The sequence below is a fragment of the Desulfonatronum lacustre DSM 10312 genome, from assembly GCF_000519265.1.
Taxonomy (GTDB): domain Bacteria; phylum Desulfobacterota; class Desulfovibrionia; order Desulfovibrionales; family Desulfonatronaceae; genus Desulfonatronum; species Desulfonatronum lacustre.
This window is the reverse complement of sequence record NZ_KI912608.1, coordinates 3,406,134-3,433,008: the sequence shown is the minus strand read 5'-3', so window position 1 is coordinate 3,433,008 and position 26,875 is coordinate 3,406,134. Positions and strand designations below refer to the sequence as shown.

Genomic DNA, 26,875 nt, shown 5'->3' with positions numbered 1-26,875 from the left:
AACGTCAGGCGGGATGGCGCCGGGGCAGGGAGACGACCAGGTGGGTCCCTTCGGCTTCGGAGGTGGTGAACCGGATGGTCCCTCCGTGGGTCTTGGCGATGAGCATGGCGCTGTAGGTTCCAATGCCGGAGCCGTGCTCCTTGCCGTAGGTTACGTAGCGATCGAAAAAATGATCGCGGATGTCTTCCGGTATGGCGCCGAAGTTGTGGATGTCGATTTCATGCATCGCACCTCGGAGACTCCCTTGATGGCGGTCTGATCCGTTGTTCTTCGGAGAACGAACGGCAATGGTGATCCGGGTGCCTTCCGGAGCGGCGTCCACGGCGTTCTGGATCAGATTGGCGAACAGGGATTCGAGCAGGATCGCCTCTCCGGAGAGCATGTATCGGTCGTCCCAGGGCAGGGGGTTGCCGTCCAACAGATAGACGAACTCCAGGGACCTGGCGATGGCCGACGGCAGAAACTCCTCGTGCAGGCCATGCAGCATCCGGATCAGATCGAAGGGTTCCGGCTGAAGTTCGTAAGCGCCCTCCTCCATCTTGAACAGGGCCATGGAATGGCCGAGCATGTGCAAAAGCTTCATGGCGCTCTGGTAGATCGTGGACACGATCTCCCGCTGGCGGTCGGGAAGTTCCTCGCGCAGCAACACCTTGGCCAGTCCGCCTATGCCGGTCAGGGGCGACTTCAGGTCGTGGCGAACCATCCGCTCCACGTCGGCCCGCAACGATTCGACGCGCTTGATTTCCGTGATGTCCGTGAGCATCCCGTTCCAGACCACCGTTCCATCCCGGTTTCTGGACGCCAGGGAGCTGTTCTTGAACCAGCGTATCCCGCCTTCGTCCCGACGCATGGAGAACTCGAACTCCACCGGGTGCTCGGGAGGTTCGGAGCAGGTCAGGGACGTGGAAAAGCGCTTGCGAACTTCGGGATCGACGCGCTCGAAAAACAGTTCCGGTTTCCGGAGCGTACTTTCCGCGGGCAGCCCAAACAGGTTCCAGATGCCCTCGCTGATGAATGTGAAACTCCCCTGTTCCTCGCCGGAAGCCTGATACTGGTAGACCACTCCGGGGATGTTCGCGGTGATCTCCGTGAGCAGGCGCTTGCTGGCCCGGAGCTCGGCTTCGGCCTGGGTCCGTTCGGTAATGTCCTGGATGGTCTCGATGGCTCCGACGATTTCGCCGCGTTCGTCCCGGCACCGGGCGGCCAGGAAGTACATGGAACGCGCCGCGCCCTGGATGGCCAACCGGTCCGAGGCCTCGAAAGCCTCCGGGATGAACGCGCTGGGGGAAAGATTTTTATCCCGGTAGAGGGCGGCAATTTTTGGTCGGTCCATGGTCAGAACAAGATCGGCCAATACCGGCCTGGACGGCTCGGGATAGAAAATACGAGAGTCCACCGGCTTGCCCAGGCATTCGCTCCTGGGCACGCCGGTCAGGATTTCACAGGCCTTGTTCCAGAAGATCACCCGGTGCTCCGTATCGATCACAAAGGTGGCGATGGGGGTGCCGTCCAGGATCACGGCCAGCAATTTGCGTCGTCGACGGAGCAGATTCTTGATCCGGCGGTTCTGGGTGATGTCCCGCAGGCAGACCAGCATGGCGTCTTGGCGGTCCCAGATGGTCTTGGCGAGGGAGATTTCCACCGGAAACAGTTTGCCGTCTCCGGGGCGCTTGGCCACCCAGTTGAAGTTCAGGACGTCCCCGTCCGGGAGTTTGGCCCGGATGTCCTCGAACTTGTCCAACGGGCCGCGGGGGCGAAGCAGATCCAAGCGCGGACTCAGGGCCATGAGTTCCATGCGGGGCAAACCGAACAGGTCCGCGGCCCTGTGGTTCAGGTCGATGATTCGGTCGGCCGAGGAACAGATGAATATGGCGTCGGGACCGTGGTGAAACAGGGCATGCAGGTTGTCCCGCGCTTCACGCAACGCTTCCAGTTCGCGCCGGTCGTCTTTCCGCTGGTCGCGAAGACGGGCGATTTCGGCGTGGGCTTCATCCAAGGCGGCTTGGAGGTGAGATGCGTGGTCCTGGTCCATGGCTGGCGGGGATGTGGTCAGCGGAGTCAGAGCAGATTGGTGCGTAACAGAAGCAGGCGGACGGAGTCCACCACTTGGCTGAAAAAACCGGCGGGAGCCGCCTCAGCCAGGGTGAAGAGGTCCTCTCTGGCCAGGATTTGATCGCCCAGGACGATCTGCAGTTCGCCGACCTTCTGGCCCCGAAGCATCGGGCCGAGCACCGGCTCGGTCAGGGAAAGGGAGACGCGTCGGTCCAGATCCGGAAGTCGTCCCCTGGGGATGGTCACCACGATGTCCGTGTCCAGGCCGTAAGGCAGCTCGCTTTGACGCGCCTTCCAGACCCTGATCGCGCCCAGGGGCTCTCCGCGAGTATGCAGCCGATGGGTTTCGTAGTGGCTGAAACCGTAGTCCAGAAGTTCCTGGTTCAGTCGGGTGCGGGCGGCCGTGGAGCCCGCGCCAAGAACCACGGCGATGAGCCGCATTTCGCCGCGCATCGCCGAAGTGGTCTGACAATAGCCCGCTGCTCGGGTGTAGCCGGTCTTGATGCCGTCCACGGTGGGGTCGTGGTGAAGCAGGCGGTTCCGGTTGGTCTGGTTGATGTTGTTATACTCGAAGTGTCTGATGGAATGCAGGCTGTACAGGTAGGGATGGTCGTGCATCAGGGCCAGGGACAGGGTGGCCATGTCCCGGGCCGTGGTCTGGACTGCGGCCCGAGCCGGGAGCCCGGTGGCGTTGGCGAAGGTGGTCCGGGTCATGCCCAGTTCCCGGGCGGTGCGGTTCATCAACTCGACGAATTCGGCCTCGGTGCCGGCGACGTGTTCGGCCAGGGCCACGCTGGCGTCGTTGCCGGACTGGACGATGATCCCGTGCAGCAACGCGGCCACGGACACGGTGGAGTTCAGATCCAGGAACATCCGGGATCCGGTCATCCGCCAGGCATTTTGGCTCACCCGGACTTCGTCGGTCATGAAGATGGCCCCTTGGAGCAACTTTTGTCCGGCCACGTAGACGGTCATCATTTTGGTCAGGCTGGCCGGCTCCCTCGGGGCGTCGATGTCCTGGGCCACCAGAAGTCGCCCGCTGTCCGCGTCCATGAGCAGATAGGCGGCCGCCGCTGCGGAGGACGAGGGGACGAAACCCTGGGCCTGGGCGGCGCTCAGTCCCGGAAGCAGTCCCGGAAGCAGTCCCGGAAGCAGACTCAAGAACAGGAAAAGCGCCGTCGCAAAAGCGACCCGCGCGGCCCGGTACAGCGGTACTGCGAATTGGTCACGTCGGGGCATGTTCATATTCCCGTTGCTTGGTTTCCAGTTCGTCAAGACGTTCATAAAGGCCGAGCAGGCCGGCCTCGGCCCGGTCCAGTCGGGCGGCCAGGTCGGCCAGAACCTCGGCGTTGGAGACGTTTTTGGGAGCTTCCAAAGCCTGGCGCAGCTCCTGCTCCAAAACCTCGGCCTCCCGAATCCGTTCCCCCATGCCGTCCAGTTCCCGCTGTTCGCCGTAGGAAAGCTTGACCGGACGCCGCGGCTTGGGGGCGGACGGCTTGGCAGCAACGGGTTTGTCGCCTGATTCGATGGATACGGCGGATACGGCGGAGGATGAACGCGCCGTCAGCCACTGAGCATAATCCGAAAAATAGCGCGTCTGACCGTGTCCGTCTTTTCCCGGCTCCAGGGCCAACAACCGGTCGCAGAGGGTATCCAGCAAATAGCGGTCGTGGGTGATCAGCACGATGGCCCCGGGGAACTCCCGCAACCCTTCCTCGAGCACTTCCAGGGTCGGAATATCGATGTCGTTGGTGGGTTCGTCCAGGAGCAGGACGTCCGCCGGGGTGCGCATCAGCCGGGCGATAAGCACCCTGGCCCGTTCCCCGCCGGAAAGCAGGGACACCGGCAGCCCGAGTTGGTCCGGCCGGAACAGAAAGCGCTTGGCCCAGGTGACCACGTGCAGGGCGCGGTCCTGGAAGACCACGGTGTCCCCGGTGGGCGCCAGGGCTTGGCGCAAGGTGGCTTCGGGATCGAGCTGTTCGCGCTTCTGATCAAAGTAGACCATCCGCAGACCGTCGGCCCGGCGCAGCGTCCCTTGGCCCGGCTGAAGCGAACCGTGCAGCAGCCGCATCAGACTGCTTTTGCCCGCGCCGTTGGGTCCCATGATTCCCAGGCGGGTTCCGGGGGAGAGCAGGATATCCAGGTCGGAAAAAAGCACTTGCCCTCCCATGGACAGGCTCACATCCCGGGCCTCCAACAGCCGTTTGGTCTTGCGGCCCGTGGCGTCGAAGGTGATATCCACGGTCTGCTTGAGGGCGTTGCGGGCGCCGACATCGGCCAGTTCGTCCTGGAGGCGATGGGCTTCGTCGATGCGCGCCCGGGCCTTGATGGTTCGGGCCTTTGGCCCGCGCCGCAACCATTCGATCTCCCGACGAACCTTGTTGGCCAGAACCTGTTCCTGGACCTCCTGGGCCGCGACGAGAGCTTCGCGCTTGTCGAGAAACGTACTGTAGTTGCCCTCCACCCGCAGGAACCCTTCGGGGTAAACGCGGTTCAGTTCCACGATCCGGTTGGTGACGGTTTCCAGAAAGACCCGGTCGTGGCTGACCAGGACAAAGGCGAAGGGAACCTGAAGCAGCAGCTTTTCCAGCCAGAGGATGCCTTCCAGGTCCAGGTGGTTGGTGGGTTCGTCCAGCAGAAGCAGGTCCGGTTCCTGGATCAGGGCCCGGGCCAGAGCCAGGCGCTTGCGCCAGCCTCCGGACAGGGTGTCCACCGGGGTGGAGCCGTCGGGCAGATGCAGGCGGCTGGATATCTCCCAGACGCGCTGAAAGGCTTCTGGGGTTGAATGGCTTTCGATGAGTGGCTCAGAAGGTCTTTCGACTGACCCTCCAGATGATTCGGCAGATGATTCGGCAGGCGATTTTTCAGGCGATTTTTCGGTCAGGGCTTCCAGCAGAACCTGTTCCACCGTGCTTCCAGGAGCGAAGCGCTCTTCCTGGGCGAGATAGACCACGCGCACGTCCTTGCGCCGATGCACCTCGCCCTGGTCCGGTTCTTCCAACCCCGCGATGATTTTGAGCAGGGTGGATTTTCCGGAGCCGTTGGGACCGATCAGTCCCGTGCGCTCGCCTTCGAACAGGCCGAGGGTGATGCCGGTGAACAGCGGGTGGGCGGTAAAGGCCTTGGTCAGACCGGTGAAGGAGATGAGAATCGGCGCAGCCATGGTATGGCGTGTACACCACAAACGAACGGACTGGAAGAGAGGCCTGGCGAGGCAAATTCATCATTACGGCATGGTGATTGCCCAGCATGCTATCCACGGACGAGAGAGATATTCTTGTATCAAAATAAGCTATAACTATTCAGCATAGAGTAATGCCGTTGTCGGGGTCGGAGTCGGGATCGGTAGGTTTATGGTCTCCCGTTCCCTGACCTTCCCAATCGCGCCGTTCGGCGAGGAGCATGTGCAAAATCGAACAAGGGGGTTCATGGTTCGCGGGTTTTGTACCCGAACAATCCTGTTCGTATTTCACCTCTCAAGGAGATTGCCCATGCCCACTGATCGTCCCAAAGGCTCATTGGACGCCGAAAAGTTCCAGAAACTGGTCGTCCGCAAATGGAAGGTTTCCCTCACTCTGGCCGCGATCATGCTGGTCGCGTACTATGGATTCATTCTCGTCCTGGCATTCGCCAAGGACGTTTTGGCGTATAAGATCGGAGAACATCTGACCATCGGCATTCCCGTGGGGATGCTGCTCATTGTCCTGGCCTGGGTCCTGACCGGCGTCTACGTGTTCTGGGCCAACTCCTCCTACGACAAGTCCGTCAAGGACGTGTTGAAAAGCATGAGGAGGGACTAAAATGGACCAGATCGTCACCTCCATCGGCCAGCCCAACATCACGTCCATCGTCTTTTTCCTTTTCTTCATCTGCGCCACCCTGGTCATTACCTATTACGCGGCCAAGAAAAGCCGCTCCGCCTCCCAGTTCTACGCCGCGGGCAGAAGCGTGACCGGCTGGCAGAACGGTTTGGCCCTGGCCGGGGATTATATGAGCGCGGCCTCGTTTCTGGGCATTGCCGGCCTGGTCTCCCTGCGGGGATACGACGGCCTGATCTATTCCATCGGGTTTCTGGTGGGCTGGCCGATCATCATGTTCCTGATCGCCGAGCCGCTGCGCAACCTGGGGAAGTACACCTTCGTGGACGTGGTGGCCTATCGGCTGTCCCAAAAGCCGATCCGCATCGCCGCGTCCATCGGCTCGTTGATGACCGTGTGCTTCTATCTCATCGCCCAGATGGTCGGGTCCGGCTCGTTGATCATGCTGATTTTCGGGATGCCGTATGAGCTGGCCGTGGTCATCGTGGGCATGGTCATGATCATGTACGTGCTGTTCGGGGGCATGCTGGCCACGACCTGGGTGCAGATCATCAAGGCGGTCCTGCTGCTGGGCGGGGCCACGCTGATGGTTTTTCTGATTCTGCTCCATTTTGGGTTCAGCTACGGCGAGATGTTTAAGCAGGCGGCCCTGACCTACGGCGACGGGGTTCTGTCTCCGGGCGGGCTGGTGACCAATCCCTGGGACGCCCTGTCCCTGGGCATCGCCCTGATGTTCGGTACGGCGGGTTTGCCGCACATCCTGATGCGTTTCTACACCGTGCCCGACGCCAAAGAGGCCCGGAAATCCGTGTTCTACGCCACGGGATTGATCGGCTACTTCTACATTCTGACCTTCACCATCGGCTTCGGAGCCATGGTCATCGTGGGCCAGGACGTCATCGCCGCCATGGATTCCGGCGGCAACATGGCCGCGCTGCTGCTGGCCGAGGCCACCGGCGGAACCGTCTTCCTGGGCTTCATCGCCGCCGTGGCCTTCGCCACCATTCTGGCCGTGGTGGCCGGGCTGACCCTGTCCGGGGCCAGCACGCTGTCCCACGATCTGTACGTCAGCGTCTTCCGCTCCGGGAAATCCTCCGAGGAAGAGGAGGTCAAGGTGGCGCGGATCGCCACTCTGGGCTTGGGCGTGGTGGCCATTGCCCTGGGCCTGGCCTTCAAGGGCCAGAACGTGGCCTTCATGGTCGGCCTGGCCTTTGCCATCGCGGCCAGCGCCAATTTTCCGGCCTTGCTGCTGTCCATCCTCTGGCGGAACTTCTCCACCTTCGGCGCGGCCCTGAGCATCGGCACGGGCACCACGCTGGCCGTGGGCCTGATCATCATCAGCCCCACGGTCTGGGTGGACATCCTTGATAATCCCATGGCAATCTTCCCCTTGCGCAACCCGGCCATCATTTCCATGACCGCGGCATTCGCGGCCGGATATCTGGGCTCCAAGCTCAGGCCCGACCCGGAAGCGTCGCGCAGGTACGAGGAACAGAAGATCAGGAACTATCTGGGCGTCGGAGCTGAATGACCCACGAACCCACAGACAGCGACGAAAAACGACGACGGCTCTCGGCTCGGAGCGATGACCCGGACAGCCTGTCCGGCGAAATCGCCCGGGCCGAAAGCCTTGCGGACCTGGCCCGGGCCTTCGGCTCGGTCCAGGAGTTCGCGGCCCGTTCCGCTGGCCACTGCCTTGGCCGTTTCTCCGACGGTGGAGACGACGTCTTTGCCCTTGGTCGGCTGATCGCCGATTTGCGCGACAAGATCCTGATCCGGGTGCATGACCTGGTTTTGGCCGGGACCGGACCGCCTCCGGCGGCTTTTTGTCTGCTGGCCTTGGGCAGCGAGGGGCGTAAGGAGCAATATTTGGCCACGGACCAGGACAACGCCCTGGTTTATGACGATGAAGAGGGGGACGAGGCGGCGATTTTTTTCGAGGTCTTCGCCCATCGATTCGTCCGGATGCTTCTGGAACTGGGCGTTCCTCCCTGCCCGCACGGCGTGATGATCAACGCCGCGCAATGGCGTTTGAGCGTCGCGGAGTGGGAGCGGGCCGTGGACCACATGAGCGACGAGATCGATGGGCAGGGCATCCTGAAGATGTCCGTGCTGCTGGACATGCGCCCCGTGGCCGGAGCCCCGGAACCGGGCTGGAAGCTCCGGCGGCATTTGCTCCGGCGGATCGCCGAACGTCCTCTGATCTTGCGCTACCTGGCCCGCGAAGCCGTGCGCTTCAGCCCGCCCCTGGGCTTGTTCAACAATTTCGTCGTTCAGAAGAGCGGGGCACATAAGGGGGGGCTGGACGTAAAAAAAGGCGGAATTTTTCCCCTGACCCAGGGAATCCGAACCTTGGCCGCGGAGCACGGCGTTTTGTCGACCTCCACCGAGGAACGAATCACGGGTCTGCTGGAGGCAGGGGCATTATCCGCCGAATTTGGGGCGAGGATGCGGGAGGCCTATGCTTTTTTTCACGTTCTGCGCACCGGAAATCAGGCCGAAATGATCGAAAAGAGGGACAAGCCGGACAATTTCATCATGCCGGATCGGCTTTCCGCGGCGGAGCGGAAGAGGCTCAAGGCCTGCTTCGCCACCGTGACGGAATTTCAGGCCCTGGTGTCCAAAAAGTACGGACTGCATTTGCTGACCTGACACGTAATTGCTCAGCCGCGCGATTGGAACCTGCGATTTCGATGCGCCGCGGAGGTATCGCATGCCCAAGGAAAACACCCATCTCTGGTTCGCCCGACGGCTTTGGCGCTCGGCTGGAACAGGCGAGGGCGCTCGATCCGCCGAGGCCTTGGTCCAGGCCTACCCCTTGTTCTTCTCCCTAGGCTCGATCATCCCGGATGCCTTTTTCTATCACCCCCTCTCTCGCGGGCGGCGGATGGCCCGTGTGCTGCACGGATCGGATCCGCGGACCCGGACCGAGGCCTTTGGCCGCATGGCGGCCTGGGCGCAACAGGACGAGCTCGGACGGGACAAGGCCTTTATTCTGGGCTACCTGTCCCACGTGGCCCTGGACAGGGTCATGCATCCCGTGGTGGACGCCCTGTCCGGCAAGCGTCCCGGCCAGGCTTCCACCGGACAAAGCATCGCCCTGCACCGGCTGGTGGAAACAGCCCTGGATCAGCAAATCAACCGCTGCTGCCGTTATCCGCGGATTATCTGGCCCTATCCGGCCAAAAGAGTAGGGGTGCTGCATCGCCTGGCCGCGGAGGTCGGCCTGCGACGCGGCGACCTCCACGCGGCCTTGTCCGTTCAACTCCTGGTCAATCGACTCGTCCAGGGGCGTACCGCCCACGCCCTGGTCCGCGCACTGCACCATCCGCCGGTGCTGGATCTCTCGGTTCTGCTCAATCTGTGCTACGCGCAACTGGACCGAGAGCCCGGTTTCACGGACCCGGGGCACGACGGAAGGGAGGGTTTCTGGCGTGACTTTCATGCCGTGAACTGGTCGAAGTTGTTTGAACGGGCCGAACTGGAGGCCTGGCGGCTTTTCGGTCTCTGTTCCGGATACTGGACGAATCGCCTAAACGAATCAGAATTCCGACGCGGCCTTCCCCACCAACCCTGCGACTAGTGAGTCGGCCATGCATTCAACCCTGACCATCGCCGTAATCCTGGTTCTGCTCTACCTGGGGCTGGCCGGATGGGTCTATGTTCGCCAGGACGCCCTGGTCTATCATCCCATGGCCGAGATTACCCAGACCCCGGCGATCTATGGCCTGGACTATGAGGATCTGACCCTCACCGCCTCGGACGGGGTGAACCTCAACGCCTGGTTCGTTCCGGTCGAGGACGCCCGTGGCGTGGTGCTTTTTTGCCACGGCAACGCCGGAAACATCGGTCATCGCCTGGACTCCATCCGCATCTTCCGCGACCTGGGCCTGTCCGTGCTGATCTTCGACTACCGCGGCTTCGGGCGCAGTGAGGGACGACCCAGCGAGGCCGGCACCTATCTGGACGCTCAGGCGGCCTGGGCCTTTCTGGTCGAGGAAAAAGGCGTCGAGCCCGAGCGGATCATTCTTTTCGGACGCTCCCTGGGCGGGGCCGTGGCCGCGTACCTGGCCGCGCAGATGGGCCGGGAGAAGGCTCCGGGCGCTCTGATCCTGGAATCCACCTTCACCTCCCTGCCGGACATGGCCGCCCGGCTCTATCCCTTCCTTCCGGTGCGCTGGCTGGCCAAATACAGCTACAACACCCTGGGCCGACTGGGCGACGTCCATTCACCGGTGCTGGTGGTGCACAGCCCGGGAGACGACATCATCCCCTACGCCCATGGCCAGGCCCTCTTCGCCGCCGCGCCCGAACCAAAGATGTTCCTGGAAATCTCCGGAGGGCACAATGCGGGTTTTCTGACTTCCGGGGCGAGGTATGTGGAGGGGTTGCGGTCGTTTCTGGAAGGGCAGGTTTCGAGAAAGTACGGTGACGCGGTTGGCGGTTTGGATATTGAAGAGCTATCAGACGCTGATGAACGGGATGAGCGGTACGAGGTGGAGTGAGGGAGGTGAGCGGAAATCGCGATCAGGCCAGGCTGAAAACCCGCCGCAAAGCCTGATCGACCTGGGCCATGACCTCCGCGGCCAGTTCGCCGCGAACGGCCACGAAACGAGATTGATGATCAATGGGACGGGTTTGCAGGCAGTCGGCCACGGATTGCTTGGACAGTCCGTTTTGTTTCGTGGGTTCGATGATCACGTTGGTGACGATGCGCCCTTTTTTCTCGGTGAACGCCGTGATCGGAGTGACCTGAATCACCGGGACGCGGGCGTTGTAGGTATCGTTGGTGACAATGACGCAGGGGCGAACCTTGCCGGTCTCCGAACCTTTGACGGGATCAAGGTTGACGTCGATGACCATCCCTCGTTTCAAAAGCATCACTCCGGCCACTTTGCCACCACATCATCGCTCCATTCAGGTGTTTCCGTATCCTGGGCATGGACCTCGGCATACAGGGCCGCGGATTCCCGCAGTCGCTGCTGCTCCAAGTCGTTGCTCAGGCGGTCCAGGGCAACCCGGACCATCTGGCTTTTGTCCTTGAATCCCAAGTCTCTATATTGCTGGATGAAACGATGTTGCGGCTTGTCCAGACTGAATTTGGCTTGAAGCATTTTTCCTCCTTCTTTGTTGTCTTGAGAGGCCAAAATCAAGCCCGATTTTAGGCCCCTGAAGTTGGGCCGTCAAGCAGTTTCGCGGTGTAAACGACCTGCTCGATAGGCAGCTTGACCTTGCGGTGCGTCTCAGTAGTGATACCGGCAGGAAATGATCGTGATGGAGGTGTCGTCCACCGCGTAAACCAGGCGGTTCGTCTCATCGATCCGCCGTGACCAGAATCCGGCTAGGTTTTCCTTGAGTGCTTCAGGCTTGCCGATTCCTTCGAATGGAGAGCGTTGCGCATCGGCAATGAGTTTGTTGATCCTTTTGAGCGTCTTTTTATCCTGGGTTTGCCAAAACACATAGTCAGTCCAGGCCGCGATGGTCCAGGCCAGGCGCCTATTCATCGGTCGTCTCTCTCTCGACCAGCCGACCCTCCCTGTACTGCTGGATGGATTCCCGCAAATGGTCGACGTTGGCCGGAGATTTCAGCAAATGCACGGTCTCCATCAAACTGTTGTAGGAGTCCATGGACATGATCACGGCGGCAGGTGCGTCTCGCCGGCTGATAATGGTGCAGTCCGCGTCGTTGATCACGGTGTCGAGCACGGCTTTCAATCCGTTGCGGGCCTCGGAAAAGGATACGATGCGCATGGTTCTTTCTCCTGGTTGATGTACAAGATATAGTACATGGCCTTTGCTCGCGTCAACGTTCATCCCTGCCCGACAGTGACGTTGAGGTATGTCCAGTCGGGTGTGGGAGCGCTCGACTGGACATGACTGGAAAGAGGCCGGATCGGCATCCCGGCGAAAGACTCCGAGGGGCGGTCAATCCCAGCCGTTGACAATCCCGTCGTTTTCATCAACTTCACAAGGTGTTTGCCGAAGCAGCCGATTGGCTACGCTTGCCGCTTCCTTTTCGCCCTTCAAACAGGAGAATCCATCATGTCCACGTCACTGATCGTCGCCCTTGTCTTGATTGTCGCCCTGGGCTTTCTGGTGGTGCGCATCTACAACCAGTTGGTCGCCCTCAGGAACCGGTACAAGAACGCTTTTGCCCAGATCGACGTGCAGCTCAAGCGGCGCTACGATCTGATTCCCAATCTGGTGGAAACGGCCAAGGCCTACATGGCCCATGAACGCGAGACCCTGGAAGCCGTGATCGCGGCCCGGAACCAAGCCTACGGCGCCATGCAGGCAGCGTCGGCCAATCCGGGGCAGGCCGCGGCCATGGCCGGTTTGGCCGGGGCCGAGGGCATGCTGTCCGGGGCGCTGGGGAAGCTCTTCGCCCTGGTGGAGAGCTATCCGGACCTGAAGGCCAATCAGAACATGATGCAGCTCAGCGAAGAGATGACCAGCACGGAAAACAAGGTCGCCTTCGCCCGGCAGGCCTTCAACGACGGAGTGATGACCTACAACACCTACCGGGAGTCCTTTCCCCAGACCATCTTTGCCGGGATGTTCGGGTTCGAGCAGGCTACGTTGCTGGAGTTCGAGGGTCGGGAGTTTCGGGAAGCGCCCAAAGTTCAATTCTAGGCTGGGTACATCATGGATTTTTTTGAGAGCCAGGAACGGGCTCGACGCAAGAGCGCGGTGCTGGTGGTGCTGTTCATTCTGGCCACCATCGGCATCGTGTTCACGGTCTATGCCTTGATCTATCTGTTGCTGCTGACCGATGCGCCCAACGCGACCCAGGCTTGGAGGGAGTTCAAGAGCATGGCCGACCTGTTGGCCATGCTGGGAGCGATCATCCTGGCTATTATCGGGTTCGGGACCATTTTCAAGATGGTCCAGCTCCGGCGTGGCGGGGCCGCGGTGGCCGAACTGCTGGGCGGGCGGCTGGTGATGCCGGACAGCGCCAACCCGGATGAGCGCAAGGTGCTCAACGTGGTGGAGGAAATGGCCATCGCCTCGGGTCTGCCCGTGCCTCCGGTGTACATGCTGGACCAGGAGAGCGGCATCAACGCCTTTGCCGCGGGCCAGAACCCCGGCGACGCGGTGGTGGGACTGACCAGCGGGGCCGCCCGGCTGTTGACCCGTTCGGAGTTGCAGGCCGTGATCGGGCACGAGTTCAGCCATATCCTGAACGGGGACATGCGCATGAACATCAAGCTGATGAGCGTGATCCACGGGCTGATCATCCTGGGGCTGGCCGGGCGGGTGATCCTGCGGATGACCGTCTATGGCGGGCGGTCCCGGGATCGTCGGGGTGCTGCCTTGCCCCTGGTGCTGGGCGTGGGCTTCATCCTGGTGGGCTCCCTGGGGATGTTTTTCGGAAGCATGATCAAGGCTGCGGTCTCCCGGCAACGGGAGTACCTGGCCGACGCCTCGGCGGTCCAGTTTACCCGCGACTCCCGGGCCATGGCCGAGGTGCTGAAGAAGATCGGCGCGATTTCCCAGGGGTCGCGACTGGAGCACGCCAACGCGGCCCAGGCCAGCCACATGTTTTTCGCCCAGGGCGTGAACGTGCTCATGACCTCCCTGTTCGCCACCCATCCCCCCTTGGAGGAGCGCATCCGGCGGGTGGAGCCGGGTTGGGACGGAACGTATCCGGTCATATCGGACTTTCCCCGGCCACATGTGCGAACCGCGAAAGACGCTGCCGCCAATGAGTTCGGTTTTTCCGGTCTGACCCCAAAACAGTACCAGGAACAGCACCAGGAACGCCCCGGTCCTTCGTCGCGACCCGCTGTCCAGTCAGGCACGCCCAAAGCAATTGACCTGACCGCCTCCGTGGGCCGACTGGATGATGCCCATGTGGCTCATGCCCGAGGGCTCCGGGAGCGAATTCCTCCCGTATTGCTGGACGCTGCCCACGACACGGGCCAGGCCCAGTGGGTGGTGTTCGCTATGCTGCTCAGTCGGGAGCAGAGCGTGGCCAGGGCGCAGTTCGCGTTGCTGGACAAGATTTTCGGGCCGTCCCTGGCCCGGGAGGTGGCCAATCTGGCACGCCTGGAACTGCCCAGGGAACTGCGCCTCCCGTTGATGGATATCTGCTTCCCGGCCCTGCGCCGGATGCCGTTTGATCGCTATCCGGCGTTTCGTTCCGCGCTGCACGGGATGATTCAGGCCGATGGACGGGTCGGGCTGTTTGAGTGGGCCGTACACCGGGCCGTACTCCGCCACCTGGAGCCGTCCTTCGAGCCGGGTCGGCCCTCGGCATTTGGTCACGTGGCCCTGCACCAGGCCGTGGATCAGACCTCGCTGATCCTCTCCGCCCTGGCCCATGTGGGAGCCCGGGCCGAAGACACGGCCATGGCCTTCGAGGCCGGGGCCAAGGAACTGCGCCTGCCCGGCCTGGGGCTGCGCACCCGGGAGCAGTGCGGCATCCAGGCCCTGGACACGGCTTTGACCAAGCTGGTCCGCCTGCGCGAATCCTCCAAGCGCGACCTGATCACGGCCTGCGCCGCGGTCATCGTGGCCGACGGCCAAGTCTCCATCGCCCAGGCCGAAATACTGCGGGCCGTGAGCGACGCCCTGGAATGCCCCATGCCGCCGCTGTTGCCCGGGCAGGTGGCGGGGGCATAAAATCCTTAATCATCTGCCGGAGAAGACCATGACTGTCGTGGAAATTTTGAAGCAAGCCGGAGAGCGTGAGGATCATGTCTTGAGAGAGCACGCGACGTTACTGGCTTTGTCTAAAATGAGTCGATATGAAGCAGAATGTGCGCTGTTCGAGGAAAAATACGCAGAACCATTCCATGCCTTCAAGGAACGTGTTCGGTCGATGCTGAACGAAGAAGACTTTCAGATGGATGACGACTTGATGGATTGGGAATTCGCTCACACCGCCCTGTCCTGGTGGAAAGACAAGTTGGAAGAAATTCGTCATGTTGGCTGACATCGTCGAACAGCACAAGGAGATTGTCGCATCCTGGACAGTAACGCATTTCGACAGGGAAGGCGCAAACCTTCGATTGAAGGCGAGGATAGTTTTTATAGACGGCAGTTTGCTCTTTATTCGTCAGGTGGTGGTCAATGGGGCCATGCTCAAATATGCCTACCATTGGCAGACACAGGGTGATGCCTTGATCATCCGCTGGGACAACGCGAAACATTGGCCTGACGTCGCCACTTTTCCTCACCACAAGCACGTTGCTCGTGATGGGGTAATTGATGTCTTGCCTTCCAAAGGGGCTGACTTGCATGAAGTCCTGAGAGAAGTCGCCCTCGATCTTCAGCCAGTCCATCCTTCATCGAACCTTTCCGTTTGACCGTTTGACCCCTCGTGATCGCTTCCAAAACAGACACAAGGGCCGACCATCCGGCTCCGAAGGACTGGTTGCGCGCGAATGCACGTTCGGTGCGCGGGCTGTTGCTGGCGGGGATCGGCTTGGCGGCGGCGGCCGGGGTTTTGTTGATCGTTCAGGCCGGGTTGCTGGCCTGGGTGGTGCATCAGGTCCTGTTTGAGGCGGCCGGGCTGGAGGACGTCTTCGGAGCGCTGGTGGCCCTGCCGATACTGATGCTGATCCGGGCCGGGCTGGTCTGGGGCGGGGAGCAGTTCGGGGTTCGGGCCGCGATGCGGGTCAAGAGCCGGCTCCGGATGCGGGTCATGGACCACTTGGCGGCTTTGGGTCCGGAACGGCTGCGCGGGCGCTCCAGCGGCGATCTGGCCCATCACGTGGTGGACGGGATCGAAGGGCTGGAGGCCTATTTCGCCCGGTATCTGCCGCAGGCCGCTTTGGCTGCTTTGCTTCCCCTGGCCGTCCTGGCCTTCGTCTTTCCAATGGACCTGATCAGCGGGCTGATCCTGCTGTTCACCGCGCCGTTCATCCCCCTGTTCATGTTCCTGATCGGTTCCCGGGCCGAGAAGCTGAACCAGCGCCAGTGGCGGCGGCTGGCGCTGCTGAGCGCCCGGTTTCTGGACAGCCTGCAAGGCCTGACCACGCTGCGGCTGTTCAACGCGACCCGTCGGGAAGCCCGGATCATCGCCGAGATCACCGACGATTACCGGGAATCGACGTTGTCCGTGCTGCGGATCGCCTTTCTCTCCGCCCTGGTCCTGGAGTTCTTCTCCACGGTCAGTCTGGCCGTGGTGGCCGTGATCATCGGCTTCAAGCTGCTCTCCGGGACCATGCCTTTCCAGGCCGGGTTCTTCATCCTCTTGCTGGCCCCGGAATTCTATCTCCCTCTGCGCACCCTGGGCGTTCATTATCATTCCCGGCTTTCGGCCATGGCCGCTTCCGAGGGGTTGACGGCCCTGCTGGCCGAGCAGCCTCAGGTGTCTGGCCGCCAATCTGAGCGCTGCCCGGTATGGTCCTCCGTGGACCTGGACATTCAGAATCTGGATTTCAGCCATGCACCGGACCGACCGGTGTTGCGCGGCTTTTCCCTGCGCGTTGCGCCCGGAAGCCGTGTGGCCCTGATCGGGCCCAGCGGCGTGGGCAAGACGTCCCTGTTGCGGTTGCTTCTGGGCACGGCCCGCCCGGAGGGCGGACGCATCCTGGCCAACGGGACGGATCTGGCGGACGTGGACCTGGAACACTGGCTGCGGCATGTGGCCTGGATGCCTCAGAATCCGTATATCGCACCGGCCTCGCTGTGGGAGAACGTCCTGCTGGGCGGTTCTTTCGAACCGACTGGGCAGCCTGGAATGGCGGACACGCTGGACTGGGAGGCCCTGAACGAGATCGCCGCGCTGACCGGCCTTGATCGCGACCTGACCGCCATGGCCCAGGGCTGGCAAACCCGGGTGGGCGAAGGCGGGGCCGGGTTGTCCGGTGGGCAGCGCCAGCGCTTGGCCCTGACCCGGGTTTTGGCCAGAACTCTGGCCAAACCCGCGCCGTTGCTGCTTCTGGATGAGCCCACGGCGCACCTGGACGACCAGGGCGCCGGGATGGTGCTGGACGCACTGGGCAAAGTGTCCGGTGGACTTTCAGGTGGACTTTCAGGCGGATTTTTGGGCGGACTTTCGGGCAAACGGACCGTGATTGTCGCTTCCCATGATTCCAGAGTTCGGGAGTTCGCGGACATGGTGGTGGAACTCGCGTCGCCGAAGGATGCGCGTTCACAAGAAGCATGCCGGGACGGTGGGTGATGCGCGTTTTTCGACTCCTGCTCTCCATGGCTCGGGCCAAGTGGCCCTGGCTGCTCCTGGGTCTGCTCTGTTCCGTGGTCACGGTGCTGGCCAACATGGCCTTGCTGGCCCTGGCGGCCTGGTTTCTGGCCTCCATGGCCCTGGCCGGGGTCAGCGGAGTGTTGTTCAACTATTTCCTGCCTGCCGGCGCCATCCGGACCCTGGCCATTGTTCGCAGCGTGGGGCGCTATTTCGAACGGCTGGTCAGCCATGACGCCACGTTGCGCCTTCTGGCCGATCTGCGGGTGCGGTTTTTCCAGCGTCTGGTTCCCCTGGCGCCCGCTGGTCTGAAAAAGGAAGACGGACGAGGCGGGATGCACAGCGCGGATTTGTTCAGCCGGTTGCGGGCGGACATCGACCTGCTGGACAACTTCTATCTGCGCCTGCTCCTGCCCGCCGGGACGGCGGTGTGCGTGGCCGGGGTCGCTTTCGTTTTTTTCTTTTTCTTTGATCCGGGCCTGGCTCTGGGCGTGGCCGGACTCTGGCTGCTGGCCGGGGCCGTTCTGCCGGCATTTTGTCTGTATCGGGGCGCGGCGGACGGCGCGGAACAGGTGCAGGCGGCCTCCCGGCTGCGTTGCCTGGTGGTGGACGGCCTGCGGGGCATGGAGGAGTTGCTGGTCTACGGAGCCGGACCCAGGCACCGGGAACTGGTTCAGCGGGAGAATGACCGGCTGATCCGGCTGCAAACCCGGACGGCCCGGCTGGAGAGCATGGCTCAGGGCATGGTGGGGCTGGCCTCCGGGCTGGCCATGTGGCTGGTGTTGTTGTCAGGCATTTCCCTGGTGGGCTCGGAAGATTGGTCCCCGGCCACGTTGCCCATGCTGGCCGTCCTGGCTCTGGTCAGCTTCGAGGCTATTTTGCCCCTGCCCGGAGCGTGGCGGATGTGGGGCCAAATCCGGATGGCCGCGGGACGCATCCTGGAGATCACCGAGGCCAGGGCTCCGGTGACCGAACCTCTGGAGCCGCGGGAAATGCCGTCGGAAGGAGATCTGGTGATTCGCGATCTGTGGTTCACCTATCCAGGAGGAACCTCAGACCGCGATAAACCGACGCTGCGCGGCTTGAATCTTGACCTGCCTCAGGGCGGGCGGGTCGGCATCGTGGGATCCGCCGGGTCCGGCAAGACCACCCTGCAGCAGATTCTGCTCAGATTTTGGGAGTACGACCACGGCGAGATCCGGCTTGCCGGGCGGGAATTGCGGAGCGTATCCGGCGATGAAGTCCGGGCCCGGATGGCCGTGGTCTCCCAGCATGTGTTCCTGTTCAACGCCACCATTGCCGAGAACTTGCGCCTGGGGCGTCCCCAAGCCACGCAGGCCCAGCTTTGGGAGGCACTGCGCACGGCCCGGCTGGATGAGTTCGCCGCGTCCTTGCCAGAGGGGCTGAACACCCGGGTCGGTCAGTTGGGGGCCAGGCTGTCCGGCGGTCAGGCCCGGCGGTTGAGCGTGGCCCGGGCCCTGCTCAAGGACGCCCCGATCCTGATCCTGGACGAGCCCACCGAAGGGCTGGACGCCGGGACCGAGGCCGAGTTGTGGGCGGAACTGCTCCCTCTGATGCAGGGCCGTTCCGTGCTGCTGATCACCCATCGTCCGGCGGGGCTGGAATACATGGAGCGGGTGTATCGGCTGGAGCAGGGGCGGTTGATTCTTGTTGATCGAAATCTTTATAGCGTGGCCCTTTCCAGCCACCCACGGTCCATTCCCTGATCCAGTCTCTAGCGCCCGAGCTCCACGGCGCCTAAAGCACAGACGACTAGCCGAATGGTTTCAGTGCATTACAAACCTGATATTCCAGAAGCAAGGTCTGCCGGAACGTTGAGCGAAGCCGAGGCGGAACCCAACTCCCTGCATGCTTCCCCCCCGAGCGACGAAAGTGCAACAGTTGTCAACGCTGGATTGTTCTGCTAGGGCGTAGCAAAAAATTTTTGTCGTAGGACAAGGTTCAGGGGGAACACAATGACCAACACAACAGAAGAGACGCAGGATCAGTTCGACCAGGAGATGGAACTCAACTTCGAGGCGGAGCTGGAGCAGTATTTGAACGACGACTTCGGCGATGTCGATGAAGGGAGCATCGTTCAAGGTGAGGTCGTCAAAATCGACGGGGATCACATCCTGGTGGACGTGAACTTTAAGTCCGAGGGTCAGATTCCGGCCGCGGAATTCAAGGACCAGGACGGCTGTCTCACAATCAAGATGGGCGACAAGATCGACGTCTACGTGATCAAGAAAAACGAAGGAGAAGGCTCGATACTCCTCTCCAGGGAAAAGGCCAAACGCATGCAGCTGTTCGACAAGCTGGAGGGCGTCCTGGATTCCAATGAAGTCATCACGGGGACGATCACCAAACGCATCAAGGGCGGCTATCATGTGGACGTGGACGGCGTGGAGGCCTTTTTGCCCGGCTCCCATGTGGATCTGCGACCGGTACCGGACATGGACGCCTTGGTCGGGCAGGACTTCGAATTCCGAGTCCTGAAGGTCAATCGCCGACGCAGCAACGTCATCGTGTCCCGCCGCGTCCTGCTTGAGGAAGAACGCGACAGCATGCGTCAGAGCCTGCTCCAGAACATTGAGGAAGGGCAGACGATTGAGGGCAAGGTCAAGAATATCACCGACTACGGCGTGTTTGTCGATCTCGGCGGCCTGGACGGTCTGCTGCACATCACGGACATGGCCTGGAAGCGCATTCGTCATCCCAAGGAAATGGTTCAGATCGGCGACGACCTGGAACTGATGGTCCTCAACTTCGATAAGGAGAACCAGAAAGTTTCCCTGGGCCTGAAGCAGTTGGTCCCGGATCCGTGGACCAACATCGCGGCCAAATTCCCCGAAGACACCCGCTTGACCGGCAAAGTCACCAATCTGGTGGACTACGGCGCGTTCGTGGAGCTGGAGCCGGGCGTTGAAGGCTTGGTGCACATCTCCGAAATGTCCTGGACCCGCAAGCTGCGCCATCCCTCCCAGATGGTCCGAGTCGGCGATGCCGTGGACGTGATCGTCCTGGGCGTGGACCAGGAAAAGAAGCGCATCTCCCTGGGCATGAAGCAGGTCGCGCCCAATCCTTGGGACGTGGTCGGCGAGAAATATCCGGACGGCACCGTGCTTGAGGGCACCATCAAAAACATCACCGAATTCGGCATGTTCGTGGGCATCGAAGACGGCATCGACGGCCTGATCCACGTGTCGGACATTTCCTGGACCAAGAAAGTCCGCCATCCCAGCGAGATGTACAAGGTCGGCGACGTGGTCCAGGCCAAAGTGCTCACCGTGGACAAGAACAGCGAGAAATTCACCCTGGGCGTCAAGCAGCTCACGGAAGATCCGTGGTCCCTGGTGCCCCAGCGCTATCCCGTGGGCTCCACCGTTTCCGGCACCGTGACCAACATCACGGACTTCGGCCTGTTCATTGAGGTCGAGGAAGGGATTGAAGGCTTGGTCCACGTTTCCGAGGTCAGTCGGAAGAAGATCAAGAAGCCCAGCGAATTGTTCCAGGAAGGTCAGGTCATTCAGGCCAGGGTCATCCACGTCAGCGCGGATGAACGCCGCCTGGGCCTGTCCATCAAGGCCCTGGAAGAGGACGAGTTGAAGAAAGGCCGGGAATTCCACGGCAATGTCGGAGCATCCACCCAGGCCGCCAGCACCAACCTGGGCGACCTGATCCGGCAAAATATCGAGGAAGGAACATCTGAAGACTAATCCCAGCTTCAGTCAGCGTCATCCATTCCTCTTTGGATTACTGTTGATGTTCACGGCCGTGGCCCTGGTTTCCGGGGCCATGGCCGTTTGGCGTTCTTACGCCGACAAACACCCCGGCGCGTTCCTGGCCTTTTCCAGCCCCAAGGTCGGCGTGGTTCACGTTGAGGGAATGATTCTGGATCCCACGGATACCCTGAACTGGATTCGCCGACTGCGCGAGGATCCCACGGTCCTGGGGGTCCTGGTCCGGGTCAACTCGCCCGGCGGGGTGGTCGGGCCGTCCCAAGAACTGCACCGCGGCCTGCAACGTTTGGCAGAGCACAAACCGGTGGTCGTCTCCATGGGGGCCGTGGCCGCTTCCGGCGGCTATTACGTGGCCGTGGCCGCAGACAAGATCGTGGCCAACCCGGGGACCCTCACCGGAAGCATCGGCGTGAAAATGGAGCTGACCAACCTCCAGGGGCTGATGGAAAAGTTGGGCATCCGCCGGGAGTCCGTGTCCAGCGGCGTGTTCAAAACCACCGGAACGCCTTTTGAGGAACTGACTCTCGAGGAACGGGCCTATCTCCAGGCCGTGGTCATGGACATGCACGGCCAGTTCACCCGGGATATTGCCCAGGGCCGGGACATGCCTCTGGAGGAAGTGGAGAAACTCGCCGACGGCCGGATCATGACCGGTTTACAGGCCCTGGAACTCGGGCTGATCGACGCCCTCGGCGGGCAGGAGGAAGCCTTGGACCTGTTGCGGTCCATTGCCGAGATCGACGAGTATGTCGACCTCATCGAAGACCCGAAGCGAGACCAGTCGCTCTGGAAAAAAATTCTCGGCTCGGTGGAAGAAGAGCTGCGCGTTCAAGGTCCTTTGTGGGTCTTCCGTTGAACGGCCCGGGAAAACGCCGAAGCAAGGAGAATCCCACGTGCTTGATCACATCGTTGAAAAGGCCGCCGACAATGTCCGGCTCAGCCGGGACGAGGCCCTGACCCTGGTCCGGGAGGCCGACATCCATGTCCTGGGACGGCTGGCCTTGGCCCGACGCTCCGGGCTGCACGGCCAAAACGCCTATTTCGTCTACAACCAACACCTCAACTATACGAACATTTGCCAGAACGCCTGCCGGTTCTGCGCCTTCAGCCGCCGGGTCGGGGACGAAGACGCCTACACCCTGACCGTGGACGAAGCCGCGGAGCGGGTCCGCTCCCGAGGCGACGAGCCGGTTCGGGAAATCCACATTGTCGGCGGCCTGAACCCGGAGCTGCCCTACCAGTATTACCTGGATTTGGTCAGCGCGGTGAAACAGGCCCGCCCCACGGCCTCGGTCAAGGCCTTCACCGCGGTGGAGGTGGCCTTTCTGGCTCAGCGCGGCGGCATTTCCCCGCGTCAGGTCCTGGAAGGCCTCCAGGTCGCGGGCCTGGACGCGTTGCCCGGCGGCGGCGCGGAGGTCTTTTCCCCGGCTTTGCGCGCCAAGCTCTGTCCGGAAAAAGTCTCCGGCGAACAGTGGCTGGAAATCCACCAACTGGCCCACGAACTGGGCATCCGCTCCAACGCCACCATGCTTTTCGGCCACATTGAGACCTGGGCCGACCGTCTGGACCACCTCATTGCCCTGCGCGACCTGCAGGACCGCACCGGCGGCTTCATGTGCTTCATCCCCCTGCCCTACCAGCCCGGGCATAACGACCTCCAGGCCAAAGGTCCGGACGGCCTGGACATCCTGCGGATGCTGGCCGTGTCCCGCATCGTCCTGGACAATGTCCGGCATCTGAAGGCCTACTGGGTGATGACCGGGATCAAGACGGCTCAGATGGGCCTGTGGTACGGCGCGGACGACCTGGACGGAACCATCGTCGAAGAACGCATCGGTCACGCCGCCGGAGCCCAGACCCCCAAGGGCATGACCCGGGACCAGATCATGGAAATCATCACCCAGGCCGGCTTCACCCCGGTGGAGCGCACCAGTCGCTTCGAGCCGACGCCTCCGGACCCGTCCGCATGAAAGTCATCAAAATCGGCGGCGGATGCCTGAACGGCAAGGAAACCATCGCCGCCATCCTGGACCTGCTGGTCACCCGCGGCCGGGGCAACCTCATCGTGGTTTCGGCTCTGGGCGGCGTGACGGACCTGCTCCTGGAGGCCATGCCCCAGGCCGTGGCCGAGGAGGAAGCGGTGGGCCGGGTCATGGACCGCCTGAAGCACAAGCACATGCTGGTGGCCCGGCATCTGATCCGCGACGACAAGGACGTCCGCGTCTATTCCCGCGAGCTGGGCAAAACCCTGGCCCGCCTGGAACGGCTGTTCTACGGCCTGCACTACACCAAGGACGTCACCCCGCGGATGGTCGACGCCATCAGCGGGTTCGGCGAAAAGATCTGCGCCCAACTCCTGGCCGCGATTCTCAACGCCCGGGGCAGCAAGGCGTCCTGTCGACTGCCGGAGGAGATCGGCGTGATCACGGATGGCAAGTTCGGAGACGCCACGGCCCTTCTGGCTCCGTCGGAAAACAATTTCCAGGAGCGGCTCGCATGCCACCTCAACGGCGGGCAGATCACCATCATTCCCGGATTTTACGGCGTCAACGCGGACGGGGAAACCACGACCTTCGGACGCGGGGGCAGCGACTATTCAGCGGCCGTGTTCGCGGCCATTTCCGGGGCCGAGGTGCTGGAAATCTGGAAGGATGTGGACGGGTTCCTCAGCGCGGACCCGAAATTCGTGCCCCAGGCCAGGTTGATCCCGGAGCTGGCCTACGACGAGGCCGCGGAGCTGGCCTACTTCGGGGCGAAAATCCTGCATCCCCGGACCGTGGAGCCCCTACGCAAAAAAGGCCTGTCCATCGTCATCACCAACACGCTCCGGCCGGACAAGATCGGCAGCAGGATCACGGCCCGGGGCAAGGCCGCTCCCGGAGTGATCAAGAGCGTGGCCCACACCACGGACATCGCCATTCTCAAGGTCCATGCCTCGGGAGTGGGCAAGCGCCGCGGCATCCTGGGCGAGGTGGCCGCGGCCGTGGCCGCCCGGGGGGTGAACATCAAGTCCGTGGTCACTTCCCAGACCTGCATCAGCCTGCTGCTGTCCCGCCGGGACCTGGAACCGGCAGCCCAGGCCCTGGCCGGATTGCATCCCCGCCCCTACCGCAAGCTCGAAAAAAACACGAACAAGGCCTTGATCGCCGTGGTGGGCAAGGGGCTGTCCTCCAAGCCCGGCATCGCCGCGGCCTGCTTCAGCGCCGCGGCCCAGTGCCAGGTAAACATCGAAATGATCGCCTTCGGCCCTTCCCCGGCCGCCCTCTACTTCATCGTCCGCGAAACCGACCTGCACAAAGCCGTCACGGCCATCCACACCGCTTTTTTCGCCAACCCCGCCTGCGCGTTGCCCCGCAAGGCCTGAATCACCACCGCTAAAACTGTTTCGGTAATCCTGCCTGTCTCAGAATGCCATTGGCTGTGTGACGCGACTTGATTTTCCCATCCACGGGAAATCGGGTATGAGAAATCGGGCTGTACCAAATTTCATGGTCCCCCTTGCCCTGGCGGATAAGAAAACAGCCCGCCTTGGTCAAAACACGTCGCACGCTTTCGGCAAAGTCAGCCATATGCCAATGTTTCCATGCGTTGGCCGTAAATGCAAAACGGAATTTCCCGACGTATCCCAGCGGTCAGGACTCCATTTTCCTCCAGAAGCTCCGGAATGAGACCATGGAGTTTTTCAACCAGGAGTTCCATGGTCTCCGCTTCAGTGACCAATCCAGGGACATCGTCGCTTTCCGCCACCCAGACCCCGGCCTCCGAATCCCAAAACGCCCTGACCGTGTAGTTTCCCATCATAACGCTCTCCTGTTCCCCAGATATTGTAACTACTCAGCACAGAGTAATGGCGTTGCCGTTGCCGGGGTCGGAATCGGGATCGGGATCGAAAACGCTGGGATGCGTTCTCAATTCTTCCTGTTCCGATTTCGACTCCGATACCGACTCCGACCCCGATTGCCAGAGCAAGAACGGACACAAAATATGCTGAGTAGATACCAGATATTGATCAATACCCGCTTTCCGCCACCCGAGTTCCCCCGTCCCAGGGCTGGACCGGGGGGAGGCGGTGACTGACCCGGGTCAACGGTTGGCCGAGGCGGTGTTCGTAGATGGCGGTGTAGGACAGGACGCGTTCCACGTAGTTGCGGGTTTCGTTGAACGGGATGGTCTCCACCCAGATGTCCGCGGGGAGTTCAACGCCCTGAGGCAGCCAGCCTTTGACCCGGTGTTGACCGGCATTGTAGGCGGCGGTGGCCAGGGCGTAATGGTCCTGGAGATCATCCAACTGGCGACGCAGATACGTGGTTCCGAAGCGGATGTTCCGCTCGGGCTGGAGCAGCAGCCGGGAGCTGGAAAGCCGTTCTCCGTGCCATCCGGCAATGCGTTGGCCGGTCTGGGGCATGATCTGCATCAGCCCCAGGGCGCCGGCGGACGAGCCCACGTCTTCCATGAACAGGCTCTCCTGGCGCATCACACCGTAGACCCAGGCCGGATTGAGGTTTTTGGCCGTACTCTGGGCCATGATCTGGGATGAATAGGGCAGGGGGAAGCGGATTTCCAAGTCCGTATCGTGACGCGCGGCCACGACGGCCGTGATGGCCCGATCGTGCCACCCAATATCCCTGGCCCAGATGGCCGCGGCCAACTTAACGCCTTCATCCAGCCGGGGCAGCGCCCGTTGCCATTCGCTGCGCCCCGGGCCGTAGCGCTTCAGGGCGAAAAATTCCACGGCCCGGCGTAGGCCAATATCTTGCTTGGCAGTGTTCAGCATCTCCGCGGTCACGGCCACGGGCTGGTGTTCCACCTTGTAGGGCTGTCCGAGACGGTCCGCGGCAAGCATGCCGAAATAGTGCGTCTCACTGGCCAAATTATTGTACAGGGCCAGGGCTTGTTCAGCCCAGCCGGTCTGCTCCAAGGCCCGGGCCCGCCAATAGCGCCAGCGCGGTTCTTGTTGCTGGCCTTTGGTCAACCCGTCCACCTTGGTCAGTACCGCCGACCAGTCCTGTTGGCGCAAGGCCGCCCGAACACCCCACTCCCGCAACCGATCACTTCTCAGGTCCACTGGAAGAGCCCCGATCCGCTCCACGGCCCCGTCCTCGAAACGCAGGCTCATGAACAAGGCAATATCCACTTCTATATCGGCGAATCGCTCCCGTTCCAGACCGTTCCGCAAGCGGAGCCGGTCCCAATCCCCGGCTGTCCGGGTAGCGTCAACGCGGGTCAATTTGCGCATGCCGTGAGCCAGCACCGGGAGGGCGAAATCACTTCGGACGCCGCTCCAGTTGCGCTCCAGCACCAAACCGGGGCTCTCGTCCACCTTGCACCAGTACTCCACCCAGGGGCGCTCTTCCGGGGGGAGATACCGGGTCAAATACCGGGCCAGCCCTGCCTGTCCCCCGTTCATGGCCAGCCGAATCCGTTCCGCCACCAGTTCCGGGCTCAGAAGATTCTTACCTCTCCATGCCGCGAAGAGCGGGTCGCAGCTTTTGGGACGGGATGTGCCGGAAAGCCACATCTCCCTGGCATGCTCCATGGCCGGGCCGGTCTTTCCGGCCCCCAGCAAGGCCTGACCGTAGAGGCACAGAAGGTCCTCGTTGGTCTGGGGAGTATAGTCCTGAAGAAAATCCGCCCAGCGAGCCTGTTTGGCCAGCTCACGCAGCCACTTCCGACGCAGGGAATCCGATGCCGGAATGTCGCCGTAGGCCTTCAAAAAAGCCCGGACCTCCGCTGTCGATCCGGACCCGAGCCTTCGCTCCAGGTCAGTGGCGGTCAGATAGGGCGTCAACGGGTAGCCGTCGAGGCGAGGCAATAGGCCCAGATAGGCTTGACGCTGCCCTTTGCGCAACGCCTCCTCGGCCTGGAGAAACAATCTTCGCTGTTCTTCCACGGAAGCGGCTTGGGCGGGACTAAGCCAGATAAACAGAGCGGCCACGGCAAACAAGACGTGGAGCGTCAATCGCGGCATGCGCATGTGTGGATCTCCTGAGCGGGTTGAGGTTCGCCGGTTGAGTGGCTATGTCATAGTGTCAATTCCGCTTGAAACTGACAAGCCCCATCGCGTCGTCTTTTGCGGATTGCGCCAATTCCTTCCAGCGACCATTCCCCAC

25 protein-coding genes are annotated in these 26,875 nt (G+C 62.0%); 15 read left to right on the top strand and 10 right to left on the bottom strand.

The features are described 5' to 3' along the window. Nucleotides 1–4: 4 nt before the first annotated feature. The 3 genes from DESLA_RS21980 to DESLA_RS0116175 are packed head-to-tail and all read right to left on the bottom strand — an operon-like array spanning nucleotide 5 to nucleotide 5,215. Nucleotides 5–2,032, bottom strand: coding sequence for a sensor histidine kinase (locus tag DESLA_RS21980; protein WP_051434765.1), 2,028 nt, complete (start codon nucleotides 2,030–2,032; stop codon nucleotides 5–7). A 26-nt stretch (nucleotides 2,033–2,058) separates the two neighbouring features. Next, nucleotides 2,059–3,291 carry a D-alanyl-D-alanine carboxypeptidase family protein gene (locus tag DESLA_RS0116180; protein ID WP_051434764.1) on the bottom strand — a complete coding sequence of 411 codons (1,233 nt, stop codon included), beginning with the start codon at nucleotides 3,289–3,291 and terminating at the stop codon, nucleotides 2,059–2,061. After that, entirely contained in the window at nucleotides 3,278–5,215 is a 1,938-nt protein-coding gene (locus DESLA_RS0116175; RefSeq protein ID WP_028573278.1) for an ABC-F family ATP-binding cassette domain-containing protein, read from the bottom strand. The genes DESLA_RS0116180 and DESLA_RS0116175 overlap by 14 nt, the downstream gene beginning before the upstream one ends. 328 nt (nucleotides 5,216–5,543) lie before the next feature. On the opposite strand from DESLA_RS0116175, the gene DESLA_RS0116170 reads away from it, so the two are divergent. The 5 genes from DESLA_RS0116170 to DESLA_RS21000 all read left to right on the top strand — a co-directional run bounded on the left by DESLA_RS0116170 (nucleotide 5,544) and on the right by DESLA_RS21000 (nucleotide 10,375). Then, nucleotides 5,544–5,852, top strand: a complete 309-nt coding sequence (locus DESLA_RS0116170; protein ID WP_028573277.1) for a DUF485 domain-containing protein — start codon at nucleotides 5,544–5,546, stop codon at nucleotides 5,850–5,852. A gap of 1 nt (nucleotide 5,853) precedes the next feature. Then, the gene (locus DESLA_RS0116165; RefSeq protein WP_028573276.1) at nucleotides 5,854–7,401 is read left to right on the top strand and encodes a sodium:solute symporter family transporter; all 1,548 of its coding nucleotides are present in this window, start codon (nucleotides 5,854–5,856) and stop codon (nucleotides 7,399–7,401) included. Next, nucleotides 7,398–8,522, top strand: a complete 1,125-nt coding sequence (locus tag DESLA_RS21005; RefSeq protein ID WP_051434763.1) for a putative nucleotidyltransferase substrate binding domain-containing protein — start codon at nucleotides 7,398–7,400, stop codon at nucleotides 8,520–8,522. Before DESLA_RS0116165 ends, DESLA_RS21005 begins: the two co-directional genes overlap by 4 nt. A gap of 61 nt (nucleotides 8,523–8,583) precedes the next feature. Next, the gene (locus DESLA_RS0116155) at nucleotides 8,584–9,453 is read left to right on the top strand and encodes a zinc dependent phospholipase C family protein (protein ID WP_028573275.1); all 870 of its coding nucleotides are present in this window, start codon (nucleotides 8,584–8,586) and stop codon (nucleotides 9,451–9,453) included. 10 nt (nucleotides 9,454–9,463) lie between these two features. Continuing rightward, nucleotides 9,464–10,375 carry an alpha/beta hydrolase gene (locus DESLA_RS21000; protein ID WP_084032132.1) on the top strand — a complete coding sequence of 304 codons (912 nt, stop codon included), beginning with the start codon at nucleotides 9,464–9,466 and terminating at the stop codon, nucleotides 10,373–10,375. Nucleotides 10,376–10,397: 22 nt separating this feature from the next. Here the strand turns inward: DESLA_RS21000 and DESLA_RS0116145 are convergent, their stop codons facing one another. From DESLA_RS0116145 to DESLA_RS0116130, 4 genes are all read right to left on the bottom strand, one after another. After that, on the bottom strand, nucleotides 10,398–10,751 hold the full coding sequence (locus DESLA_RS0116145) for a type II toxin-antitoxin system PemK/MazF family toxin (protein ID WP_211239066.1): 354 nt from the start codon (nucleotides 10,749–10,751) through the stop codon (nucleotides 10,398–10,400). After that, nucleotides 10,751–10,984 carry a hypothetical protein gene (locus DESLA_RS0116140; RefSeq protein WP_028573273.1) on the bottom strand — a complete coding sequence of 78 codons (234 nt, stop codon included), beginning with the start codon at nucleotides 10,982–10,984 and terminating at the stop codon, nucleotides 10,751–10,753. Before DESLA_RS0116140 ends, DESLA_RS0116145 begins: the two co-directional genes overlap by 1 nt. A gap of 129 nt (nucleotides 10,985–11,113) precedes the next feature. Next, nucleotides 11,114–11,374: a Txe/YoeB family addiction module toxin gene (locus DESLA_RS0116135; RefSeq protein ID WP_028573272.1), complete on the bottom strand. Its 261-nt coding sequence runs from the start codon at nucleotides 11,372–11,374 to the stop codon at nucleotides 11,114–11,116. Next, nucleotides 11,367–11,621, bottom strand: a complete 255-nt coding sequence (locus DESLA_RS0116130; RefSeq protein WP_028573271.1) for a type II toxin-antitoxin system Phd/YefM family antitoxin — start codon at nucleotides 11,619–11,621, stop codon at nucleotides 11,367–11,369. The genes DESLA_RS0116135 and DESLA_RS0116130 overlap by 8 nt, the downstream gene beginning before the upstream one ends. 291 nt (nucleotides 11,622–11,912) lie before the next feature. Between DESLA_RS0116130 and DESLA_RS0116125 the strand changes: the two genes are divergently transcribed. The 10 genes from DESLA_RS0116125 (at nucleotide 11,913) to DESLA_RS0116080 (ending at nucleotide 24,129) form a co-directional block, all read left to right on the top strand. Then, entirely contained in the window at nucleotides 11,913–12,503 is a 591-nt protein-coding gene (locus DESLA_RS0116125) for a LemA family protein (protein WP_028573270.1), read from the top strand. A gap of 12 nt (nucleotides 12,504–12,515) precedes the next feature. After that, on the top strand, nucleotides 12,516–14,495 hold the full coding sequence (locus DESLA_RS0116120) for a M48 family metallopeptidase (RefSeq protein ID WP_028573269.1): 1,980 nt from the start codon (nucleotides 12,516–12,518) through the stop codon (nucleotides 14,493–14,495). 28 nt (nucleotides 14,496–14,523) lie between these two features. Next, nucleotides 14,524–14,808, top strand: coding sequence for a hypothetical protein (locus DESLA_RS0116115; RefSeq protein WP_051434762.1), 285 nt, complete (start codon nucleotides 14,524–14,526; stop codon nucleotides 14,806–14,808). After that, the gene (locus DESLA_RS0116110) at nucleotides 14,798–15,181 is read left to right on the top strand and encodes a toxin-antitoxin system TumE family protein (RefSeq protein WP_028573267.1); all 384 of its coding nucleotides are present in this window, start codon (nucleotides 14,798–14,800) and stop codon (nucleotides 15,179–15,181) included. Before DESLA_RS0116115 ends, DESLA_RS0116110 begins: the two co-directional genes overlap by 11 nt. 68 nt (nucleotides 15,182–15,249) lie before the next feature. Then, nucleotides 15,250–17,004, top strand: coding sequence for a thiol reductant ABC exporter subunit CydD (cydD, locus tag DESLA_RS20995; protein WP_169732638.1), 1,755 nt, complete (start codon nucleotides 15,250–15,252; stop codon nucleotides 17,002–17,004). Next, a complete protein-coding gene (cydC, locus tag DESLA_RS0116100) occupies nucleotides 17,004–18,749 on the top strand; it encodes a thiol reductant ABC exporter subunit CydC (RefSeq protein ID WP_028573266.1) in 1,746 nt (581 codons plus the stop codon). Before cydD ends, cydC begins: the two co-directional genes overlap by 1 nt. A 249-nt stretch (nucleotides 18,750–18,998) precedes the next feature. Then, a complete protein-coding gene (locus DESLA_RS0116095) occupies nucleotides 18,999–20,741 on the top strand; it encodes a 30S ribosomal protein S1 (protein WP_035261953.1) in 1,743 nt (580 codons plus the stop codon). Nucleotides 20,742–20,787: 46 nt separating this feature from the next. Further along, entirely contained in the window at nucleotides 20,788–21,621 is an 834-nt protein-coding gene (gene sppA / locus DESLA_RS0116090; RefSeq protein WP_084032130.1) for a signal peptide peptidase SppA, read from the top strand. Between the two features lie 37 nt (nucleotides 21,622–21,658). Then, nucleotides 21,659–22,735: an aminofutalosine synthase MqnE gene (mqnE, locus tag DESLA_RS0116085; protein ID WP_028573263.1), complete on the top strand. Its 1,077-nt coding sequence runs from the start codon at nucleotides 21,659–21,661 to the stop codon at nucleotides 22,733–22,735. After that, a complete protein-coding gene (locus DESLA_RS0116080) occupies nucleotides 22,732–24,129 on the top strand; it encodes an aspartate kinase (protein WP_028573262.1) in 1,398 nt (465 codons plus the stop codon). Before mqnE ends, DESLA_RS0116080 begins: the two co-directional genes overlap by 4 nt. A gap of 10 nt (nucleotides 24,130–24,139) precedes the next feature. Here DESLA_RS0116080 and DESLA_RS23735 read toward each other — a convergent pair whose 3' ends face one another. The 3 genes from DESLA_RS23735 to DESLA_RS20990 all read right to left on the bottom strand — a co-directional run bounded on the left by DESLA_RS23735 (nucleotide 24,140) and on the right by DESLA_RS20990 (nucleotide 26,739). Beyond that, nucleotides 24,140–24,334 carry a type II toxin-antitoxin system HicA family toxin gene (locus DESLA_RS23735; RefSeq protein WP_028573261.1) on the bottom strand — a complete coding sequence of 65 codons (195 nt, stop codon included), beginning with the start codon at nucleotides 24,332–24,334 and terminating at the stop codon, nucleotides 24,140–24,142. Further along, nucleotides 24,327–24,566 carry a DUF1902 domain-containing protein gene (locus tag DESLA_RS0116070; protein ID WP_211239065.1) on the bottom strand — a complete coding sequence of 80 codons (240 nt, stop codon included), beginning with the start codon at nucleotides 24,564–24,566 and terminating at the stop codon, nucleotides 24,327–24,329. Before DESLA_RS0116070 ends, DESLA_RS23735 begins: the two co-directional genes overlap by 8 nt. A 208-nt stretch (nucleotides 24,567–24,774) precedes the next feature. After that, nucleotides 24,775–26,739, bottom strand: a complete 1,965-nt coding sequence (locus DESLA_RS20990; protein WP_051434760.1) for a transglycosylase SLT domain-containing protein — start codon at nucleotides 26,737–26,739, stop codon at nucleotides 24,775–24,777. Nucleotides 26,740–26,875: the final 136 nt, after the last annotated feature.

Coding starts and splice junctions, on each gene's coding strand:
- DESLA_RS0116155 (WP_028573275.1), top strand. CDS start 8,584: ATGCCCAAGGAAAACACCCATCTCTGGTTCGCCCGACGGCTTTGGCGC.
- DESLA_RS0116080 (WP_028573262.1), top strand. CDS start 22,732: ATGAAAGTCATCAAAATCGGCGGCGGATGCCTGAACGGCAAGGAAACC.
- cydC (WP_028573266.1), top strand. CDS start 17,004: ATGCGCGTTTTTCGACTCCTGCTCTCCATGGCTCGGGCCAAGTGGCCC.
- DESLA_RS0116175 (WP_028573278.1), bottom strand. CDS start 5,215: ATGGCTGCGCCGATTCTCATCTCCTTCACCGGTCTGACCAAGGCCTTT.
- DESLA_RS0116165 (WP_028573276.1), top strand. CDS start 5,854: ATGGACCAGATCGTCACCTCCATCGGCCAGCCCAACATCACGTCCATC.
- DESLA_RS0116140 (WP_028573273.1), bottom strand. CDS start 10,984: ATGCTTCAAGCCAAATTCAGTCTGGACAAGCCGCAACATCGTTTCATC.
- DESLA_RS0116180 (WP_051434764.1), bottom strand. CDS start 3,291: ATGCCCCGACGTGACCAATTCGCAGTACCGCTGTACCGGGCCGCGCGG.
- DESLA_RS23735 (WP_028573261.1), bottom strand. CDS start 24,334: ATGGCTGACTTTGCCGAAAGCGTGCGACGTGTTTTGACCAAGGCGGGC.
- DESLA_RS0116115 (WP_051434762.1), top strand. CDS start 14,524: ATGACTGTCGTGGAAATTTTGAAGCAAGCCGGAGAGCGTGAGGATCAT.
- DESLA_RS0116070 (WP_211239065.1), bottom strand. CDS start 24,566: ATGATGGGAAACTACACGGTCAGGGCGTTTTGGGATTCGGAGGCCGGG.
- DESLA_RS21000 (WP_084032132.1), top strand. CDS start 9,464: ATGCATTCAACCCTGACCATCGCCGTAATCCTGGTTCTGCTCTACCTG.
- sppA (WP_084032130.1), top strand. CDS start 20,788: ATGTTCACGGCCGTGGCCCTGGTTTCCGGGGCCATGGCCGTTTGGCGT.
- DESLA_RS0116135 (WP_028573272.1), bottom strand. CDS start 11,374: ATGAATAGGCGCCTGGCCTGGACCATCGCGGCCTGGACTGACTATGTG.
- DESLA_RS20990 (WP_051434760.1), bottom strand. CDS start 26,739: ATGCGCATGCCGCGATTGACGCTCCACGTCTTGTTTGCCGTGGCCGCT.
- DESLA_RS21005 (WP_051434763.1), top strand. CDS start 7,398: ATGACCCACGAACCCACAGACAGCGACGAAAAACGACGACGGCTCTCG.
- DESLA_RS0116110 (WP_028573267.1), top strand. CDS start 14,798: ATGTTGGCTGACATCGTCGAACAGCACAAGGAGATTGTCGCATCCTGG.
- DESLA_RS0116170 (WP_028573277.1), top strand. CDS start 5,544: ATGCCCACTGATCGTCCCAAAGGCTCATTGGACGCCGAAAAGTTCCAG.
- DESLA_RS21980 (WP_051434765.1), bottom strand. CDS start 2,032: ATGGACCAGGACCACGCATCTCACCTCCAAGCCGCCTTGGATGAAGCC.
- DESLA_RS0116125 (WP_028573270.1), top strand. CDS start 11,913: ATGTCCACGTCACTGATCGTCGCCCTTGTCTTGATTGTCGCCCTGGGC.
- DESLA_RS0116095 (WP_035261953.1), top strand. CDS start 18,999: ATGACCAACACAACAGAAGAGACGCAGGATCAGTTCGACCAGGAGATG.
- DESLA_RS0116145 (WP_211239066.1), bottom strand. CDS start 10,751: ATGCTTTTGAAACGAGGGATGGTCATCGACGTCAACCTTGATCCCGTC.
- DESLA_RS0116120 (WP_028573269.1), top strand. CDS start 12,516: ATGGATTTTTTTGAGAGCCAGGAACGGGCTCGACGCAAGAGCGCGGTG.
- DESLA_RS0116130 (WP_028573271.1), bottom strand. CDS start 11,621: ATGCGCATCGTATCCTTTTCCGAGGCCCGCAACGGATTGAAAGCCGTG.